The sequence below is a fragment of the Streptomyces tauricus genome (genome assembly GCF_014650955.1).
GTDB classification, from domain to species: Bacteria; Actinomycetota; Actinomycetes; order Streptomycetales; family Streptomycetaceae; genus Streptomyces; species Streptomyces tauricus.
Genome location: NZ_BMVY01000009.1, coordinates 1 through 17,556, shown reverse-complemented (window position 1 = coordinate 17,556; position 17,556 = coordinate 1). Strand labels below are relative to the sequence as shown.

General features: G+C 72.9%; 7 protein-coding genes and 1 pseudogene. 5 read left to right on the top strand and 3 right to left on the bottom strand.

Annotated elements, in window-relative coordinates; all coding sequences use genetic code 11:
• Positions 1-677: 677 nt before the first annotated feature.
• Complete coding sequence (locus tag IE278_RS16390) at positions 678-2,963, top strand: (Fe-S)-binding protein (protein WP_189773010.1); 2,286 nt, start codon at positions 678-680, stop codon at positions 2,961-2,963.
• 109 nt (positions 2,964-3,072) lie between these two features.
• Here the strand turns inward: IE278_RS16390 and IE278_RS16385 are convergent, their stop codons facing one another.
• Together IE278_RS16385 and IE278_RS16380 are read right to left on the bottom strand one after the other, a co-directional pair.
• A complete protein-coding gene (locus tag IE278_RS16385; protein WP_189773008.1) occupies positions 3,073-3,603 on the bottom strand; it encodes a GNAT family N-acetyltransferase in 531 nt (176 codons plus the stop codon).
• Between the two features lie 87 nt (positions 3,604-3,690).
• Positions 3,691-6,807, bottom strand: a complete 3,117-nt coding sequence (locus IE278_RS16380) for a helix-turn-helix transcriptional regulator (RefSeq protein ID WP_189773006.1) — start codon at positions 6,805-6,807, stop codon at positions 3,691-3,693.
• A gap of 242 nt (positions 6,808-7,049) precedes the next feature.
• Here IE278_RS16380 and IE278_RS16375 point away from each other — a divergent pair, with 242 nt between their 5' ends.
• From IE278_RS16375 to IE278_RS16360, 4 genes are all read left to right on the top strand, one after another.
• A complete protein-coding gene (locus IE278_RS16375; RefSeq protein ID WP_189773004.1) occupies positions 7,050-7,718 on the top strand; it encodes a helix-turn-helix transcriptional regulator in 669 nt (222 codons plus the stop codon).
• 209 nt (positions 7,719-7,927) lie between these two features.
• Positions 7,928-8,659 carry a Pvc16 family protein gene (locus tag IE278_RS16370; RefSeq protein WP_189773002.1) on the top strand — a complete coding sequence of 244 codons (732 nt, stop codon included), beginning with the start codon at positions 7,928-7,930 and terminating at the stop codon, positions 8,657-8,659.
• A complete protein-coding gene (locus IE278_RS16365) occupies positions 8,656-10,659 on the top strand; it encodes an ATP-binding protein (RefSeq protein ID WP_189773000.1) in 2,004 nt (667 codons plus the stop codon). Before IE278_RS16370 ends, IE278_RS16365 begins: the two co-directional genes overlap by 4 nt.
• Before the next feature lie 321 nt (positions 10,660-10,980).
• On the top strand, positions 10,981-16,413 hold the full coding sequence (locus tag IE278_RS16360) for a hypothetical protein (protein WP_246570347.1): 5,433 nt from the start codon (positions 10,981-10,983) through the stop codon (positions 16,411-16,413).
• Between the two features lie 201 nt (positions 16,414-16,614).
• Here IE278_RS16360 and IE278_RS16355 read toward each other — a convergent pair.
• Positions 16,615-17,556: pseudogene (locus tag IE278_RS16355) on the bottom strand (hydrolase); the annotation flags it as partial.

The following is a 17,556-nucleotide window of genomic DNA, read 5'->3' as shown; positions in this document are numbered from 1 at the left end:
CAATTCCTCCAGCAATGACTTGAGTGGAACGGACTCAAGTGTGCATGACGCTTGCCGCTCGGTCAACAGAGGTGAGTCATGGAGGCTCAACTCTTATCTCTTACTTACGCGCACACTAGCCCCTGACCTGCGCGTCACTGTCCGGCTGCGGCCCGCCGAAAGCCGTTCGCGCAGTTCCCCGCGCCCCTGAGAAGCCGGGTGCAGTCCCGGCGGGAACCGTTCGCGCCGTTCCCCGCGCCCCTGAGGGAGTGGCGCCGGCGCCGTTTCAGGGGTGCGGGCCGGCGGGGGTGGGCCGCGCAGTTCCCCGCGCCCCTCAAAAGCGGGGCTACGCCCCACCTTTTGCCCCAACGGAGCGCGGAAAACCCGCCCTCCAAGGGCGCGGGGAACTGCGCAAACACTCCATCCGGCCCGCACCCGACCCCCTAGGGGCGCGGGGAACTGCGCACCACCCACCCAGGCCGCACCCGACCTCCCAGAGGCGCGGGGAACTGCGCGATCGGTCCCCGCCGGGGCCGCACCCGCCCCCCTAGAGGCGCGGGGAGCCCGCACCCAGGTATGCCTCAGCGACGCAGATCACCGTGGCGCTGACTACAGTGCGGACATAGGAATGGGTAGTCTCGTAGGACTGCGTAAGCTACCGCTCAGTAATGACCCTCGCAGGCCCGAGGAGCCCCGAAATGCAACTCGCCGCGATCATCGTGTCGCTGGTCCTGACCGTGGTCGGCGTCGCGCTCATCGCGCGCGCCATCGGCCAGTTCGTCCGGTACTTCAAGCTCGGCCAGCCGGTCCCCGCCGGCACCCGCACCGACAACCCGTACCAGCGCAGCGTGACGCTGGTGAAGGAGTTCCTCGGTCACACCCGGATGAACCGGTGGGGCATCGTCGGCTTCGCCCACTGGTTCGTGGCCGTCGGCTTCCTGACGCTGCCGCCCACCCTCGTCCAGGCCTTCGGCCAGCTGTTCCAGGCCGACTGGGTCCTCCCGGTCATCGGTGAGTTCCTGCCGTTCGAGCTCTACATCGAGTTCATCGGCGTGATGACGATCCTGGGCATCGCCGTGCTGATCGCGATCCGGCTGGCGAGTCTGCCCTCGCGGGCCGGCCGCAAGTCCCGGTTCGCGGGCTCGAAGTCCGGTCAGGCGTACTTCGTCGAGTACGTCATCCTCACCATCGGCCTCGCCATCTACGTGCTGCGCGGCCTGGAGGGCGCCCTCCACCACGTCGAGCACTACGAGGCCGGGTACTTCGCCTCGTACCCGCTGGTCCTGGCCTTCAAGGGCCTCGGCCTGAGCACGCTGCAGAACCTGGTCTACCTCGTCGCGACGATCAAGATCGGCACGTCCTTCGTGTGGATGATCGTCGTCTCGCTCAACACCAACATGGGCGTCGCCTGGCACCGCTTCCTCGCCTTCCCGAACATCTGGTTCAAGCGGAAGGCCGAGGGGGGTACCGCGCTCGGCGCGCTGCTGCCCATGACCTCCGGCGGCAAGCCCATCGACTTCACCGATCCCGGTGACGACGACGTCTTCGGTGTCAGCCAGGTGGAGCAGTTCTCCTGGAAGGGCCTGCTCGACTTCTCCACGTGCACCGAGTGCGGGCGCTGCCAGTCGCAGTGCCCCGCCTGGAACACCGGCAAGCCGCTCTCCCCGAAGCTGCTCATCATGTCGCTGCGCGACCACGCGCACGCCAAGGCCCCGTACCTGCTCGCGGGCGGCGGCAAGGACATGGAAGGCAACGAGAAGGCGACCGCCGAGCAGCTCAAGGACGTGCCCGCCGCCGCCCTCGCCGAGGCCGAGCGGCCGCTCATCGGGACCCTGGAGGAGAACGGGGTCATCGACCCCGACGTCCTGTGGTCCTGCACCACCTGCGGCGCCTGCGTGGAGCAATGCCCCGTCGACATCGAGCACATCGACCACATCGTCGACATGCGCCGCTACCAGGTGATGATCGAGAGCGCGTTCCCGTCCGAGGCCGGGACGATGCTCAAGAACCTGGAGAAGAAGGGCAACCCCTGGGGGCTCGCCAAGAAGCAGCGCCTGGAGTGGACCAAGGAGGTCGACTTCGAGATCCCCGTCGTCGGACGGGATCTGGAGGACCTCTCCGAGGTCGAGTACCTGTACTGGGTCGGCTGCGCCGGCGCCCTGGAGGACCGGGCCAAGAAGACCACCAAGGCCTTCGCCGAGCTGCTGCACATGGCGGGCGTGAAGTTCGCCATCATGGGCGGCGACGAGAAGTGCACCGGTGACTCCGCCCGCCGCCTCGGCAACGAGCCCCTGTTCCAGGAGCTCGGCATGGAGAACGTCATGTCCCTCAACGCCGCCTTCGGCGAGGAGATGGACGACGACGGCAAGGTCACCGCGGAGTCGAGGAAGCCCAAGGCCGCGAAGAAGATCGTCGCGACCTGCCCGCACTGCCTCAACACCCTCGGTAACGAGTACCCGCAGCTCGGTGGCGACTACGAGGTCATCCACCACACCCAGTTGCTCCAGCACCTCATCGACGAGGGCAAGCTGGTCCCGGTGACCCCGGTCGACGGCCTCATCACCTACCACGACCCCTGCTACCTGGGCCGGCACAACAAGATCTACACGCCCCCGCGCGAGATCATGTCCGCCGTCCCGGGCCTGCGCCAGCAGGAGATGCACCGCCACAAGGAGCGCGGCTTCTGCTGCGGCGCGGGTGGCGCGCGGATGTGGATGGAGGAGCGGATCGGCAAGCGCATCAACAACGAGCGCGTCGACGAGGCGCTGTCCCTGAACCCCGACATCGTCTCCACGGCGTGCCCGTTCTGCCTCGTCATGTTGACCGACTCGGTCAACGGCAAGAAGAACGACGGCAAGGCCAAGGAGTCCGTGCAGGTCGTGGACGTGGCCCAGTTGCTGCTCGACTCCGTCAAGACCCTGCCGGAGCCTCCGGCGGGTGCGGCCGAGGCGGAGAGCGAGCCGCAGCCCGAGCCGGTCAAGTAGGCACGCGCGCAGTCAGCAGTCAGCAGTCAGCAGTCAGCAGTCAGGTGAGTCGAACGGCCCCCGCCCACCGGCGGGGGCCGTTCGCGCGGTTCCCCGCGCCCCCGACGGGCTACACGTCGTCGAACGGGGCCGCGTAACCGAACGTGCCGCGCAGGCCCGGCTCGTACGCCGTGAGGGTGCGGACCTGGAAGTACTCGCCCCAGGCCGGGTCCGGCGGGCGGATGCCCAGCTCGGTGGCGGGGCGGAAGCCGAAGCGGCCGTAGTAGGCGGGGCTGCCGAGCAGCGCGACGAGCGGTTCGCCCAGGGCGTCCGCCGCGCCGAGGACCGCGTGCATCAGCGCGAGGCCGACACCGCGGCGCTGTGTGTCGGGGCGTACGCCGATCGGGCCGAGTCCGAGGGCCGGGACGCCGTCGACGTGTCCGCGCGTACAGACGACGTGCCCGACGACCTCCTCCCTCTCGTCTCCCGCGACCGCCACGACCGACAGCTCCGGGAGCCAGCCCTCGCAGGTCCGCAGCGCGTCGAGGAGGGTGGCCTCCACCGGGTCCGGCGGACCGGGGGCGCCCGGCTCGGCGAAGGCCGCCGCGATCACGGCACGCGCGGCGGGTACGTCGGCAGGGGCCTCACGTCGTATCAGCACCGGGTCAGTGTGGGAGGCGGGGACAGACACCGCAACGCCGTTTCTGTCCGCCCCGTCAGCCGCCCCACCGCTGCGTCGGCCGCCCCGTCAGCCGTCCGGCCGGCCGTCGAGCGCGGTCGTCAGTTCGCCCCGGCGCCGGATGCCCAGCTTCCGGTAGGTGCTGGTCAGATGGGTCTCCACGGTGCGGCGCGCGAGATGCAGCAGTTCCGCGATCTCCGTGTTCGTCCGGCCGTCGGCGGCCAGCTCCGCTATCCGGCGCTCGCTGCCGGTGAGCGCGCCCGAGCCGGTGAGCGCCGTTGTCGTGCGGCGGGCGCCGCCCTCGCGCAGGGCCTCCTCGGCGATGGCCCGCAGCCGTACGGCGCCCAGCCGTTCGGCGCGTTCGGCGGCCTCCCGCAGGCAGTCGCGGGCACGGCCCCGGTCCCCGGCGGCGGTGAGCTGGCGTCCCTGCGCGATCAGCGCGGGGATCAGCTCGGTGTCGACCGGGACGCCTGCGGAGGCGTCCCGCAGTACGCGTACGGCCTGGTCGGCGAGTTCCAGGCCGCGCCGCCCGCCGGTCGCCAGGCCGAGGACCCGCAGGGCACGGCCCACCAGCCGCGGGGTGTCCCACACCCGGGCCAGGCGCAGCTCCTCCTCGGCCAGTTCCAGCGCCTCCCGGGGCCGCCCGAGGGCCAGCCGGCACTCCGCCGAGGCCGTCCGCCAGGGAGTGACGACCGGGCTCACCACATCGCGCGCCGACTGACGGCGCCCGCATTCGAGGAAGTCGTCGAGCGCGCCCGCCGGGTCCCCGCCGGCGGCCCGCAGCACCCCTCGCGCGTACAGGAACCTGTTCACCTCCCAGGAGTCCTTCGCCTCCCGCAGGTCGAAGCCGCCCGCGAGTCTGCGGGCCTCCACGACCCGGCCGGTCTCGACGAGCGCGACCAGGGCGTGCGCCTGCCCGTTGCCGGGGCCCAGCCGGGTGCCGGCCGACGGGCGGGCCTCGGGGCCGGCGAGCAGCCGCGCGTAGTCGCCGCGGGCGGCGGCGATGTCGGCCCGGACGTTCAGCAGGGCGCGGTGCATCGGGTGCAGCAGGGACGGGCGCTGCCGGGCGAGACCGCGCCCGACGAGCCGCTCGGCCTCTTCGAGTTCGTCGGCCCACTGGGCGACGGCGGCGGCCGTGCCCAGCAGGAAGGGCTCCGTGAGCGGTTCGGCCGGCTCCGCGAGGAGGGCCCGTACGCGTTCCATGGCGGCGTCCGCGGAGAGCAGGCCCGCCGTGGCCTCGTACCGTACGAGCAGTGCCTGGCCCGCGGCGCCGACCAGGCCCGGTGAGCGGGCGGCGCTCTCCCGCAGCCAGCGGTAGACCTCCTGCCTGATCTCGTGGTCGTGGTCGGAGAGCAGCGCCGAGGTGATCTGCACGGTACGGGCCAGGTCGGGGTGGGCCGTGAGCTGCGAGTCCAGCGAACGCAGTACGTCGATGGCGGCGCGTGCCTCGCCCCGGCCGGCCAGGGCCGTGCCCAGGGCCACCGCCGCGCGCACCCGGTCCTGCGGGACGCCCGGGAGTCGTACCGCCTCGGCGAGGCGCGGGATGCCGGCCGAGGAGCGGACGGTGGCGTACTCCAGGGAGCCCAGTTCGGTGAGGAGCCGCTGCCGGTGGTCGTCGGGCAGCGGTTCGTCCAGGGCGCGGCGCAGATAGGGCAGGGCGTCGGCGGCGCGGTCGTCGTGGACGGCGACGGCGGAGGCGTCCAGGAGGACGCCGGTGGCCCAGGGCTCGCCGACCGCGTCGGCGCGCAGCAACTGGCCGGCCACGACCTCGGCGCGTTCGCCGCGCCGCAGCATGACCTCGGCGGCCCTGCGGTGCGCGGCCCGCCGCCGGGCCACGGGCCAGCCGCTGAGCACCGCGTCCCGCAGCAGGGGGTGGGCGTAGCGGGGGCGCCCGTCGTCACCGGCCCACAGGAATCCGAGCTGCGTCATGGCGGTCAGCCACCCCGCCACCCGCGCGGGATCGGCCTCGGTGACCCCGCCGAGCAGGTCCGCCAACTCGTGCGCGACGGCGTCGTCCGGGGCAGGGCCGCCGTCCGCCGGGCCGACACCTGCGGCATCGGCAGCGGCATCGGCAACAGCAACGGCGGCAGCAGCAGCGGCAGCGGCTTGAGCACAGGAACCGGGACCGGTAGCTGTACCTGTCTCTACGGCTGCGTCTACGGCCGTGTCCGCGTCCGTGTCTGCCCCCGTGTCTGTGCCGGCATCGGCGGCCGCATCCGGGTGTGCCCGTTCCCGGTGGGCCGGCGGCCGGGCGGCGCCCTCGTGAGGGCTGCTCCCGGGCGGGGCGTCGGTCCCGTGCCCGGGGTCCTCGCTCCGCGTCCTGGGCACCCCGCCGTTCGCCTTGTCGAACGGTGTCCGGAGGTGGGGGCCCACCGCGTCGTCGTCGAGTGCGGCGAACGCCCGCGCCACCTCCGTCGTCGCGGGGCCCGCGTTGTCCAGCCACCAGGAGACCGCGGCCTGGTACGCCCCCGGATACAGCGCGGCGCTCACCTTCGGCACCGTGGCCGGCAGGGTTCCGCGCAGGTCGTCCAGCAGGGCGCGCAGCAGCAGCGGGCTGCCCGCGCTCGCCCGTACGCAGTCCTCCACCCATGACTGGGGGACCGTGCCGAAGTCCGAACGGACCAGCCGTGTCGTGGAGTCGACGCCCAGCGGCGCGAGGGTGAGCGTGCGTACGAGCGCGGGCGACAGGGTGTGGGCGAGGCCGGCCGACGGCGCGTCGATGTCGTACTGGCTCCGCTCGGTCACCACGAGCAGGACCGGTAACCGGTCCACCCGCCGGGCCGCGTCGACGAGCCAGCGCCGCGAGGACTCGTCGGCGAGATGGACGTCGTCCACGGCCACCAGGAGCGGCGATCCGGCCGTGAACGAACGCAGCAGCCGCCACAGCCAGGCCCCCCGGGCGCGTTCGTCCGGCACCTCCCGGTCGTCGGGGAACTCCGCGTGCGGGCCCAGCAGTTGACGTACGGCCGAGAAGGGCAGGGCGGTGTCGTCGGGTGAGCAGCGGGCCCGCAGCACCCGCATCCCGGCCGACTCCGCCTGTTCGGCGGCGGCTTCGAGGAGCGCGGAACGGCCCGTGCCGGTGGCGCCCCGCAGCAGGACGAGCCGGCCGCTCCCGGTCCGGGCGCGCGCGGCGTCGGCGGCGATCAGTTCCAGGGTTTGACGACGCTCAAGCAGTGGTACGTACATCCCTGCCTCCCTCGCGGCCGTGGTGCGGCCCACTGTGTGGGACGGCGGAACAGGCGAGTCCCGTTGCGTGACATGACCCACTGTCATTTGTGCAACGTCGTTTCCGATCTGCTTCCCGATCTCGTGGTGTGTCTCGTGGTGCTCCACGATTGCGCCGACCACACGGCCCCCAGAAGTGTGAGGACCGCACGCCTGTCACGGACGCCACAGAGGTGACGGGCTCGTGAACATAGGGGAGTCCGTTGCGCAGCTCATTTGGGACCGCGGCTCCGGGCACGGCAGAGCCCGAGTCCCGAATACCGGTGGCGGTCCACGCCTCGGACCCGATCACCCGGGAGGGAGCGCTCAGCCAGCTGCGGCAGCACCCGGTGATCGACCTCCGCGAGGAGACCGAGACAGGCCCCGACACCGTCGCCCTGCTGATCAGCGAGACGCTGGACGAGACCGCGCTCTCCCGGCTGCGCAGACTGGTGCGCAGCGAGGGCGCCCGTGCCGTCCTCGTGGTCAGCACGATCCGCGAGACCGAACTCCTCGACGTCATCGAGTGCGGGGTCGGCGCCATCGTGTGGCGCCACGAGGCCACCGCGCACCGGCTGGTGCAGGCGGTCGTCGCGGCCTCGCGGGGCGACGGCGACCTGCCCGCCGATCTGCTCGGCCGGCTGATCAGCCAGGTGGGTTCGCTGCACCGCACGGCGAGCAGCCATCCCGGAGCCCCTTCCTCGGGGCTCGCACCGCGTGAGGTGGATGTGCTGAGACTCGTCGCCGAGGGGCTCGACACCGGGGAGATCGCCAGCAAGCTGTCCTACTCCGAACGGACCGTCAAGAACGTGATGCATGGGCTCACCACCCGACTGCATCTGCGCAACCGGGCGCATGCCGTGGCACATGCCCTGCGCGAAGGCTACATCTGATCGAACGGGCAGCCGGAGGCGGACGCGGGGGCAGCACTCTGTGCCCGCCGGTCGTCCCCGGCGTGCCTGCGGAGGCGAAGCCTTCAGAGGCACGATCGGTTACGACAGCGGTTCCGGTTACGGCAGCGGCTCCGGTCGCCGCGGGACAGCCGCGCCGTCATCCGGTGGCGGTACGGCAGGGCACAGCACGGCAGGGCGGGAGCGCGACGGTGATCCACGAGGTGGACGAGGTCCTCAAGCGGCTGCTCGGGGGCGGTGCGCTGGCGGGCTCCGGCATCGACATCTCCTTCGAGGCCCCGACCCGCGACTGGGCGGCCCGGCGCAACGCGCCGACCATCAACACCTACCTGTACGACATCCGCGAGGACGTCTCCCGGCGCCAGCGCGGCCACACCGCCGTCCGCGACGACCGTGACATCGTCGTACGCCGTCGCCAGCCGCCCCGCTGGTTCCGGCTGTCGTACCTGGTCACCGCGTGGACCAAGCAGCCGCTGGACGAACACCGGCTGCTCTCGGCGGCGTTGGCGACCCTGCTGCCCCACGAGCTGATACCCGCGAGCGACCTGCCGGGCCCGCTCGGCGCGCTGGGCCTGTCCGTCCCGCTCACGGTGGCCGGGCTGCACACCGAGTCCCGGTCCCTCGCCGAGATCTGGTCCGCGATGGGCGGCGAACTGAAGCCGTCCCTGGACCTCGTCGTCACCGCGCCCTTCCCCGCCTTCCCCGAGTACGACGCCGGTCCCCCGGTCACGGAGGGCACGGGCGTGCGCGTACGGGGCATGGACGGCACGCTGGAGGGGTCGGAGGAACGCCGGCACCGGCCGCGGCACCTGAAGTCCTCGCCCCTGGGCACCGGGACACGCGAGGACACCGGCCGGCCCGACCCCACCGGAGAACGGCAGAGCTCCGGCGATCCGCAGAACACCGGAGAACGGCACAAGTGACCGCCCACGCCCCGCCCACGTCCGACACGCTCCTCCTGCGGCTGGCCCGGCTGCGCGACCGCGTCGCCGAGCTGGTCGACGAGCGCAGCGCCGGGGATCCCACGGCGGGCGATCCGCTGCGCGGCCTGTACCTCTCCGACGAGGCCGTACGGCACCTTCTGGGGCCCACGACGGTCTCGTACCCCACCGCCTTCGACGACGGGGCGGGCGACCGGGACGGGGACGACGGGACGGCGTACGAGGGCGCCGGGGCCGACCGGCTGGAACTGCTCGCGGTACGGCTCGGGCTCACCGAGCTGGACCTGCGAATCCTGCTGATCGCCCTCGCCCCCGACCTGGAGCGCTCCTTCGAGTCGCTGTACGGGTACCTCAACGACGACGTCAGCAGACGCCGGGCCACCACCGGACTCGCCCTCGACCTGTGCGGGCTGCCCGTGCACTTCGCCGGGGCGCGGGCCCGCTTCCACCCCTCGGCGCCGCTGACCGCGCTCGGCCTGCTGAGCGTCGAGGACCCCGAACGGCCCTTCCTCAGCCGGGCGTTGCGCGTACCCGACCGGCTCATCGCGCATCTGCTCGGCGACGACACCCTGGACCCCGCCCTCGTCGGCCACGTCCACCCGCTCGCGACCGCCGCGCCCTCGCACGACGACGAGTTCACCGCCAAGCTGGCAGCCCGGCTGAGCACCGCGCCCCTCACCGTCTATCTGCGCGAACACCGCGAGGGCGACGGGCTCGCCGGTGCTGCCGCCGCCCTGCGCGCCGCCGGATACGAGGCCCTGCACTTCACGGGCCCCGAGGACCGCGTACCCGAACTCCTGCGGGAGGCCCGGCTGCGCGACGCCGCCGTCGTCGCGTCCGCCCTGCCCGAACAACCCGGCAAGCTGGTACGGGCGTTGGCGCACTCCGGGGTGCCCGTGCTGCTCACCGGGTCCCGGCCGTACGACCCGCAGTGGTCCGAGCACGACCCGCTGGTCCTCGACGCGCCCCGGCAGCGGGCCGGCGCGGTGGACGTCTGGTCGGCCGCCCTGCGGGACGAGCCCGGCTTCGACCTCGCCGCCACGGTGGCCCCCTACCGGCTCGGCGGCGACCGCATCCTGCGGGCCGCCGAGGCCGCCCGGAGCCTCGCCGGCTTCGACGGCACCCCGGTGACCGCCGCCCATCTGCGGCTCGCCGCACGGCAGCAGTCCGCCTCGGGGCTCGAACGGCATGCCCGCAGGATCCGCCCCGACGTGGGCTGGGAGGACCTCGTCCTGCCCGACAAGCCCCTCGTGCAGCTGCACGAACTGGCTCTGCGCGCCCGCCACCGCGACCAGGTCCTCGGCGACTGGCGGCTCAGCGCGGGCGGCGGCCGGGGCCGCGGTGTCCTCGGTCTCTTCGCGGGCGAGTCCGGCACCGGCAAGACCCTGTCGGCCGAGGTCGTCGCCGCCGAACTCGGCCTGGACCTGTATGTGGTCCAGCTCTCCTCGATCGTCGACAAGTACGTGGGCGAGACCGAGAAGAACCTGGAGCGGATCTTCACCGAGGCCGACCGCACGGACGCGGTGCTGCTCTTCGACGAGGCGGACGCGGTCTTCGGCAAGCGCTCCGAGGTCAAGGACTCCCACGACAAGTACGCCAACATGGAGAGCGCGTACCTGCTCCAGCGCCTGGAGTCCTTCGACGGCATCGCCCTGCTCACCACCAACCTGCGCGCCAACATCGACGAGGCGTTCACCCGGCGCCTCGACCTGGTGGTCGACTTCCCGTTCCCCGACCCCGGGCAGCGCCTCGCCCTGTGGCGGCACAGCCTCTCCGCCGTGCCGTGCGCGGAGGGCACCGATCCCTCGGCGGTCGCCGACGCCTTCGAGCTGGCGGGCGGCTCGATCCGCAGCGCGGTCGTCACCGCCGCCTACGCGGCCGCCGGACGCGGCGCCCCGGTCACGACGGCGGACCTGCGCGAGGGCGCCGAACGGGAGTACCGCAAGGCGGGCCGACTGGTCCCCGGAGAGGGCAACTGGTAGCCGTCCGGCACTCGTGGGACACACCACCGGTAGCCGTCCGGACGCCCGTGGGACACACCACCGGTAGCCGTCCGGACGCTCCGACGGCACCTGACCGGCAGTCGTTCCGAGCCCCGCGCGACGCGGGTGCGGTAGCCGTCCGGGTGCCCGTGTGACGCCCTGGTGAACTACGGCCGACCCCCCGGTGAGCTGCGGGCCTCGATCACCTGACACCCCACGTGACCTGCCCTTTCCCGCCCGTCCCAGTGGTTACGCTGCCTCTCGGACGGATCCGGAACGGACAGACGTGCGGGGTTGCCCCCGTGGTGGGGACGGCTCACTGTGCGCCGACAGCGGCAGGCGTCGAACGACAAGGGCAAGGCGCCTGAGACGACGGCGTCCTCCGCACCGGGCGGCCCCGCCCCGCGCTCGATGCTCGCGCTCCAGCAGAGCGCGGGGAACGCGGCGGCGTCCAAGGCACTGCGCGGCAGGAACCCGCACCGGGCCGCCATGCTCAGCGCCCCGCCCGGCGAGGCCGGCCGGAGCGTCGCGGGCCCCTCGCGCACCGCGCAGGGACCCGGTTCCGCCGGACTGTCGTCCATCGAGGAACTGCCCGAACACGCCCCCGCCACCCGCCTGCGGTCCGTGCTGCCCACCATCGCGGAGGGCGACGAGGGCGCCCCCGAACCGGAACCGCTGGGCCTGCCGCCGTATCTGCGGGACCTGACGGCGGCCGGCCTGTCCACCGCCCGGCAGCCCACCGGCCACGAGATCGTGGGCACCGCGCTGGCCACCGCCATCGGGCACTCCGACGGAACCGTCGCCGAGATCAAGGAGGAACTGGCCGGCCGGCCGGAGACCTTCTACGGGCAGGGCCGCGCCTTCTCCGTGGCGGGCCCGAACGGCAAGGACTGGTACGACGTCACGGTCACCATCTCCCCCGCCCCCGAGGACCGGCCCGAGACCTTCGTCTCCGCCGAGGTCCTGAAGGCGCGCGCCGCGACCGCCGGACGGGCCGGCGACCGGGCGGCGGCGCGGGCCGCGATGGCCCGGGAGGCCGAGGGCGCGGCCACCAAGGTGGACGTCCAGCACAACACCCAGGCCACGGTGGGCCGTACCGCCGGCAACTCCGCCAGCCACGGCGCCGGTCTGATGGCCTTCGGCCTCGCGCCGGTCGCGCCCGGTGTCTGGCTCGGCGGCGCGGTCATGGCGAACGGCCAGCCGTTCCAGTCCGCGCGCGAGTCCCGCACCCAGAAGAGCGTGGCCGAACCGCGGGTCCTGCGCAGCGACAAGGGCTCCGTCGAACTGCTCCGCCAGGTCCGGTACGGCGTACGGATCAAGAAGCAGGACGCCCCCGAGGTGAAGTCGTTCAGCGGTACGGGCACGCTCACCATGCGCGTCCCCACCGAGCACCTGGTCCCCGCCTCCGTGGCCGCGTCGGCAACCGGCGGTACGCCTCCACGGGCGGCCCGGCTGACCGCGCGCACCGCGCGGAAGGTCGCGCGGGCCGACAGCCTGGCCCCGGTCGCGGTCACCGACACCGCGGGCCCGCACGAGGGCGGCAACGGCCTGTTCGACAAGGTCCGTTCCGTGCTGCACCCCTCGCTGACCTCACCCGGCGCCCCCGGCCGCGCCCGGCTGTACGAGGCCACCTCCACCACCACCGTCCTGGAGGACATGCCCCGGCTGCTGCGCCAGGAGGTCGTCGGCGAGGACCTGACCGCCAAGGACGGCAGCGCGGTGGGTACGTACCGGATGCGCGCCGCCCTCGGCTCGATGACGCCCGCCTGGCAGATCGGCAAGACCCAGCTGCGTACGCACCAGCAGGCGCAGCACTCGGTGACGGACACCGCGGGCAAGGGGCGCGGCGGCACGTTCGGCGTGGGCCCCGCCATCGGCGTCGGGGTGCTGGCGAACGCCGCGGCGGTACGCGCCACGGCCATGCCGACCTTCGGGGCGAAGAGCGCGCGCTTCACCGTGTCCGAACAGACGGTCTCCAGCCGCCAGGGCGCCGAGGTCCGCGGCGACAAGGTGCTCTACCAGGGCACGGTGCTGCTCACCGTGGAGGGCACCGGGCCGCTCTCCCCCGCGATGAAGGCGCGGATGGGCAACCGGACGGCCACCCACGCGATGAACGTGTGGCTGAGCCTGCGCGCCGACGAGGCACAGGCACTCGGTCTGCCGCTGCCGTCGGGCGTCACCGCGGACGAGATGGTGAAGAAGCCCAAGGCCGACCCGGCGAAGGGCAAAGGCACCGGCTCCGGCTCCGGCTCCGGCTCCGGGGACGGCACCGGCTCCGGCACCGATGCCGGCAAGGGCAAGGCGCGGGCCTCCGACGTCACGCCCGAGGAGGCCGCGCCGGACGTCGAGCGCCATCTGCCCTTCGGTGCCATGGGGTCGAGTGTGGCGATCAGCCAGCTCGACACCGGTCCCCTGCTCGCCGGCGTCCAGCGGCTCTTCGCCACCGACCCGCAGCTGGCCGGCTATCTGCCGGCCTTCGGCGCCGGACGGGAGCCCGGGAAGACCAGCCCCGAGGAGGCCGAGGCGCAGCGGACCAACTACCGGGAGCTGCTGACCGTCCTGTCGGACACCAACCTGGCCGTCAACAAAGACCAGTTGCTCTCTAGCGGTATCCGCGTACGGATGCGGCGCAAGTCCCGGATGCACGCGCACGACGTGCAGATCAAGGTCACCGGCAGGCTCGACAACACCACGTACGCCGGTGACGTCAAGGACTGGCTCGTCCGCAGCCACGCCGGAGTCACCAGCAACGCCCAGAGCGGGCGCTCCAGTTCGCGCTCGGTCGGCGGCATGGTGCTCGGCCAGTTCCGGATCATCCCCTCCGCGCTGAACGCCTCGGTACGGGCCGACCGGACGAAGACCGGCGCGCGGCGCGGCCAGGGCGGCCCGACGACCCGCTCGGACATCCTGACCAACGGCTCCGAGGACGCCGCCGCGTTCACCGGCTCCCTGCACCTCGACGTGGACGTCACCATGACGTCGCGCGAGCGCAAGGCCAAGCGCACCCTGACACCGGGCCTGCCGGGCCGGGACGTACCCGAGGCGAGGCACATCGGCACGGTCGACCTGGAGGACCAGGACGTACGCCTGATGACCCCGGCCGGGTTCACGATGGACACCGAGGAGAAGCAGAGGCTGGACTCCTCCGTCGCGGCCCGGACCGCAGGACACGGGCCGCCGCAGCGGACGTTCGCCGCCGAGGGCATCGGCGACCTCGCGGGCATGGAACCGCGGGCGATGGCCTCACGGCGGGTACGGGACTGGACGCTGGTGGAGACCCTCGGCGACGGGCAGCCGATCCGCGACCTCGCCTTCGAGCTGCTGGCCGGGGCCGCCGCCCGCAACAGGACGCTCCGCGAGGACAAGGCCCTGGCCACCGAGGGCCTCGCGCCGCGGCTCGCGATCGAGGAGCGGTTCAGCCCGCAGGCCGTCACCGCGGCGCTGCGGCAGGCCGTCTCCGCCGGCTGGGTCGTGAAGAACCTGCGGTACCCGCGCCGGACCGCCGGGCTCACCGGCGCGGTGGGGACACGGTTCGCGCTGGCCAACCCGAAGGTCGTGCACCGGGCCACGGGCCCCGGGACCGAGAGCTTCGTCCTGGGCGGCCACCAGGCCACCGGGCAGGAGTCCGAGAGTACGAGTACGTCGGTGCAGGCCGGAGTCGTGGGCATGCAGAACGGCGCCGACTGGCGGGCCGGCGAGGGCGTCTCGGCGAGCCGCACCCTGAGCGAGGGCTCGTCCACGGCGTCGACGCTGGCCGGCACGGTCGAGCGCAACGCCCACACCTCGCGCACCCAGCCCCTGTACCTGGTCCACTGCGACCTGGTGGTCCGGATGGTCGCCGAGGTCGGGGTCACCGGCGGCGGCCCGTACGTGTCGAAGTCCGAGCGGACGCTGCCGGGAGCGGCGGCCGTGTGGCTCACCACGGACCAGCTGAGGGCGTCGAAGCTGCGCGTACCGGGCGAGAAGGCGACGGAGGAGACCCCGGAGAAGGCGGCGAAGACGCAGGAGAAGGCGCAGGACAAGGCTGGGGAGAAGGCGCAGGAGAAGGCGGAGGGCAGCAGGGCGGCGGGCGTGGTCGCGGGCGGTGACACCGGGCGCGACGAGCAGGGAGGCCGGGAGACCGGCGCCCCCGCCCCGCAGCCCCAGCTGTCCCGGGACCTCCCGCTCGGCTTCGGCGCGATCGAGGACATGCCCGACTTCGTCCCCCTCCTGGAACAGCTCCGCGGCAGCCTCGGCCGCCGGGACAGGAGCCTCGCCGAGAACCTGCTGCCCAGGCAGCAGCTCAAGGACCGCAACGACAACGTGCAGCGGCTGCTGCGGGTACTCGACAAGGACGGGGCCGCCGGACTGCTCTCCGGTGCCATGGACGGCGGCGTCACCGTGGAACTGCTGGACGGGCGCAGGACGCCGTACTGGGCGGTGTTCAAGGTCAGCCGCAACGGGCCCGGCACCCATGCCGAGACCCTCGCGGAGGGCCCCGGGGACATGGAGTACATCACCTCGGCCTCGGCGCAGCGGGCGGGCAGCCGGGAGAAGAGCGACGCGCGCGGGGTCGAGGCCGTCTTCGCCGGAGCCGCGAAGCCCGAGAACGGCGGCGGCCAGCTGAAGAACGTCGGCGGCGCGGCGGGACTCGGCCTCGGGTACAGCGACGCGAAGAAGACCGCGTCCGTCGGCCGGGCCCAGCTCGGTGTCAAGACCGTCGCCGAGGCGTCGGCGCGCTCGGTACGCATGAACGTCCCGATCACCGCGTCGCTCGAACTGCACTCGGCCAAGGGGCGGTTGGGGCTGGCCCAGCTGAGCGGGCAGAAGCTGACCCACCGCATCCTGCAGAACGACCTCACGGCGCTCGGCCAGCTGCAACCGGTGCAGCAGGACCAACGGGATCAGCGTGATCAGCAGCAGGGGCAGGGGCGGCCGACGCCGCCCGGCCGGGAGGACGCCCGTGCCGACCGGATGGGGCCCTGGCACGACGCCGGGGTGGCCCTGCCGATGGAGGCCCAGGTCAACGGCTTCCAGGGGGCGCCGGACATCCGCAAGCTGATCGACGACACGGTACGCGAGGCGGGCGGCAGCAAGCGGTACGGCAAGCAGGGCGACGCCGCGGCCCACGTCCAGCGCGAGGCGGTGTCCACGGAGTGGCTCATCTCGGCGCTGCCGCTGCTGACCTCCGCGGGGGTGGATCTGCCGCCCGTGCACGCGAGCGGGCTGCGGGGCCAGGACCTGCGTACCTCGCTGCACGCGCGACTGCGCGCCGGGCGGGTCCTGGGGGTCGGCGACAAGATGACCTTCGAGACGGTGGCGCAGAGCGGTCTGGACGCGCCGCGCCCTACCGGGGTGGACAACCAGCAGTCGGCTGAGCACAGCAAGACGGCGCGTGGGATCGTCGGGGCGGGCGTGCTGAACGCCACCGAGTTCCGGATGAACCAGCTTCTCGGCAACGCCGACGGCACCGGCAGCGCGAGTGACGCGCATGCGAACGCGGCCGGTTCGATGCCGCTGCACAAGCCGAAGTTCGAGTCGGTGCTGGTGCAGTTCACGCTGGACGTGCGGGTGGTGGCGCGGGTCGCGGAGCGGGGTGTGGGGGGTCGGCGGTCCGTGGGGGTACGGGAGTTCACGCTCCCACGGCCGGTGGTGATCCGGATGCCCGCACCGGCGGTGCGCCGCCTGCTCGCGAACCCGTCGAACGCGTCGAAACTCCGCGACCCACAAGGTCACTTGACAGAGAAGAAGGCCAACACGGCGGCCACGACCTGAGGGTACGGCCCCGACGGGAGCCGCTCGCGCAGTTCCCCGCGCCCCTTAAGGGCGGGCCTGCGCCCTAGCTCGCGGAGTCGTCAGGTGCGGGCGCGCGGGTGCTGGCCGCGCAGTTCCCCGCGCCCCTCAAAGGCGGGGCTGCGCCCCAGCCTTTGCCCTCCAGGGGCGCGGGGAACTGCGCGAACGGCTCCGTACATCCGGTCAGACCGTGAACTTGACCGCTTCCAGCCACAGGTTGTTGTCCAGGGTTCCGCCGAAGATGAACCCTTCACCCTCACCCGGCTTGTCGCAGGCCAGACCGAGCCAAGCCCCGTTGCGGATGTGGGCGTTCTGGCAGACGGCCCCACCACCGTTGTCGACGTTGATGGTGAACCCCAGCAGATTCGGCGCGTCCTTCTTCGTACTGCCGATGTAGTTGTCGATACCGTCGGCCGCCCCCGACCACGGCGCGGTGTAGTGCCCCTGCCCGTTCGTCGACCCGGGGTCGTGGACGAACGCGGCGCTCGCCGTGCCCTTGACCCCCGACACCGCGATGTTGAGGCTCTTGAGGGGCGTCTCCTGCCCCACCGTGCCGGCCGTCTCGCCGTCGCAGACCGCTTCCGTCCAGCCCTCGCCCTTCACGTAGGCCCGGTAGCAGATGTGCTTCTTGTCCGGTTCCTCCGCGGCCAGTTCCTGGACGGCGGTCGCCGCGGTCCGCTCCGGGGCCTTGGTCTCCTTCTCCTCGGAACCACCGCCTCCCGCCCCGGCCGCGGCCCCGCCCGCGGCCGGTGACTCCGCGGCGGCCGGGGGCGTCGTCGGGGCGGCGGTGGGAGTGGACGGCATGGGAGGGGACGCCGTGGGGCTGCTGGGCGGCAGGGTGCTGATGCCGGCTTCCTGGAGCTTCTCCGTGGCGGCGCTGCGCACTTGGGGCTTGTAGGCGATCCACAGCAGGACGAACGTGATCGCCAGCGCCATGAAGATGCCGAGGAACGTGGCGAGCCAGCGCGGCAGGAAACCCTTCTGGACGTACGTGCCCTCGACATCCAGCGGATCCACGCCCGACCGCTGCACGGCCAGCGTGTACGGCCGCGACTCCTTCGAACCGAACCAGATGATCTCCCGCGGCTTCAACGTCGTCTTCACGAACGCCGCACGCCCCGGCTC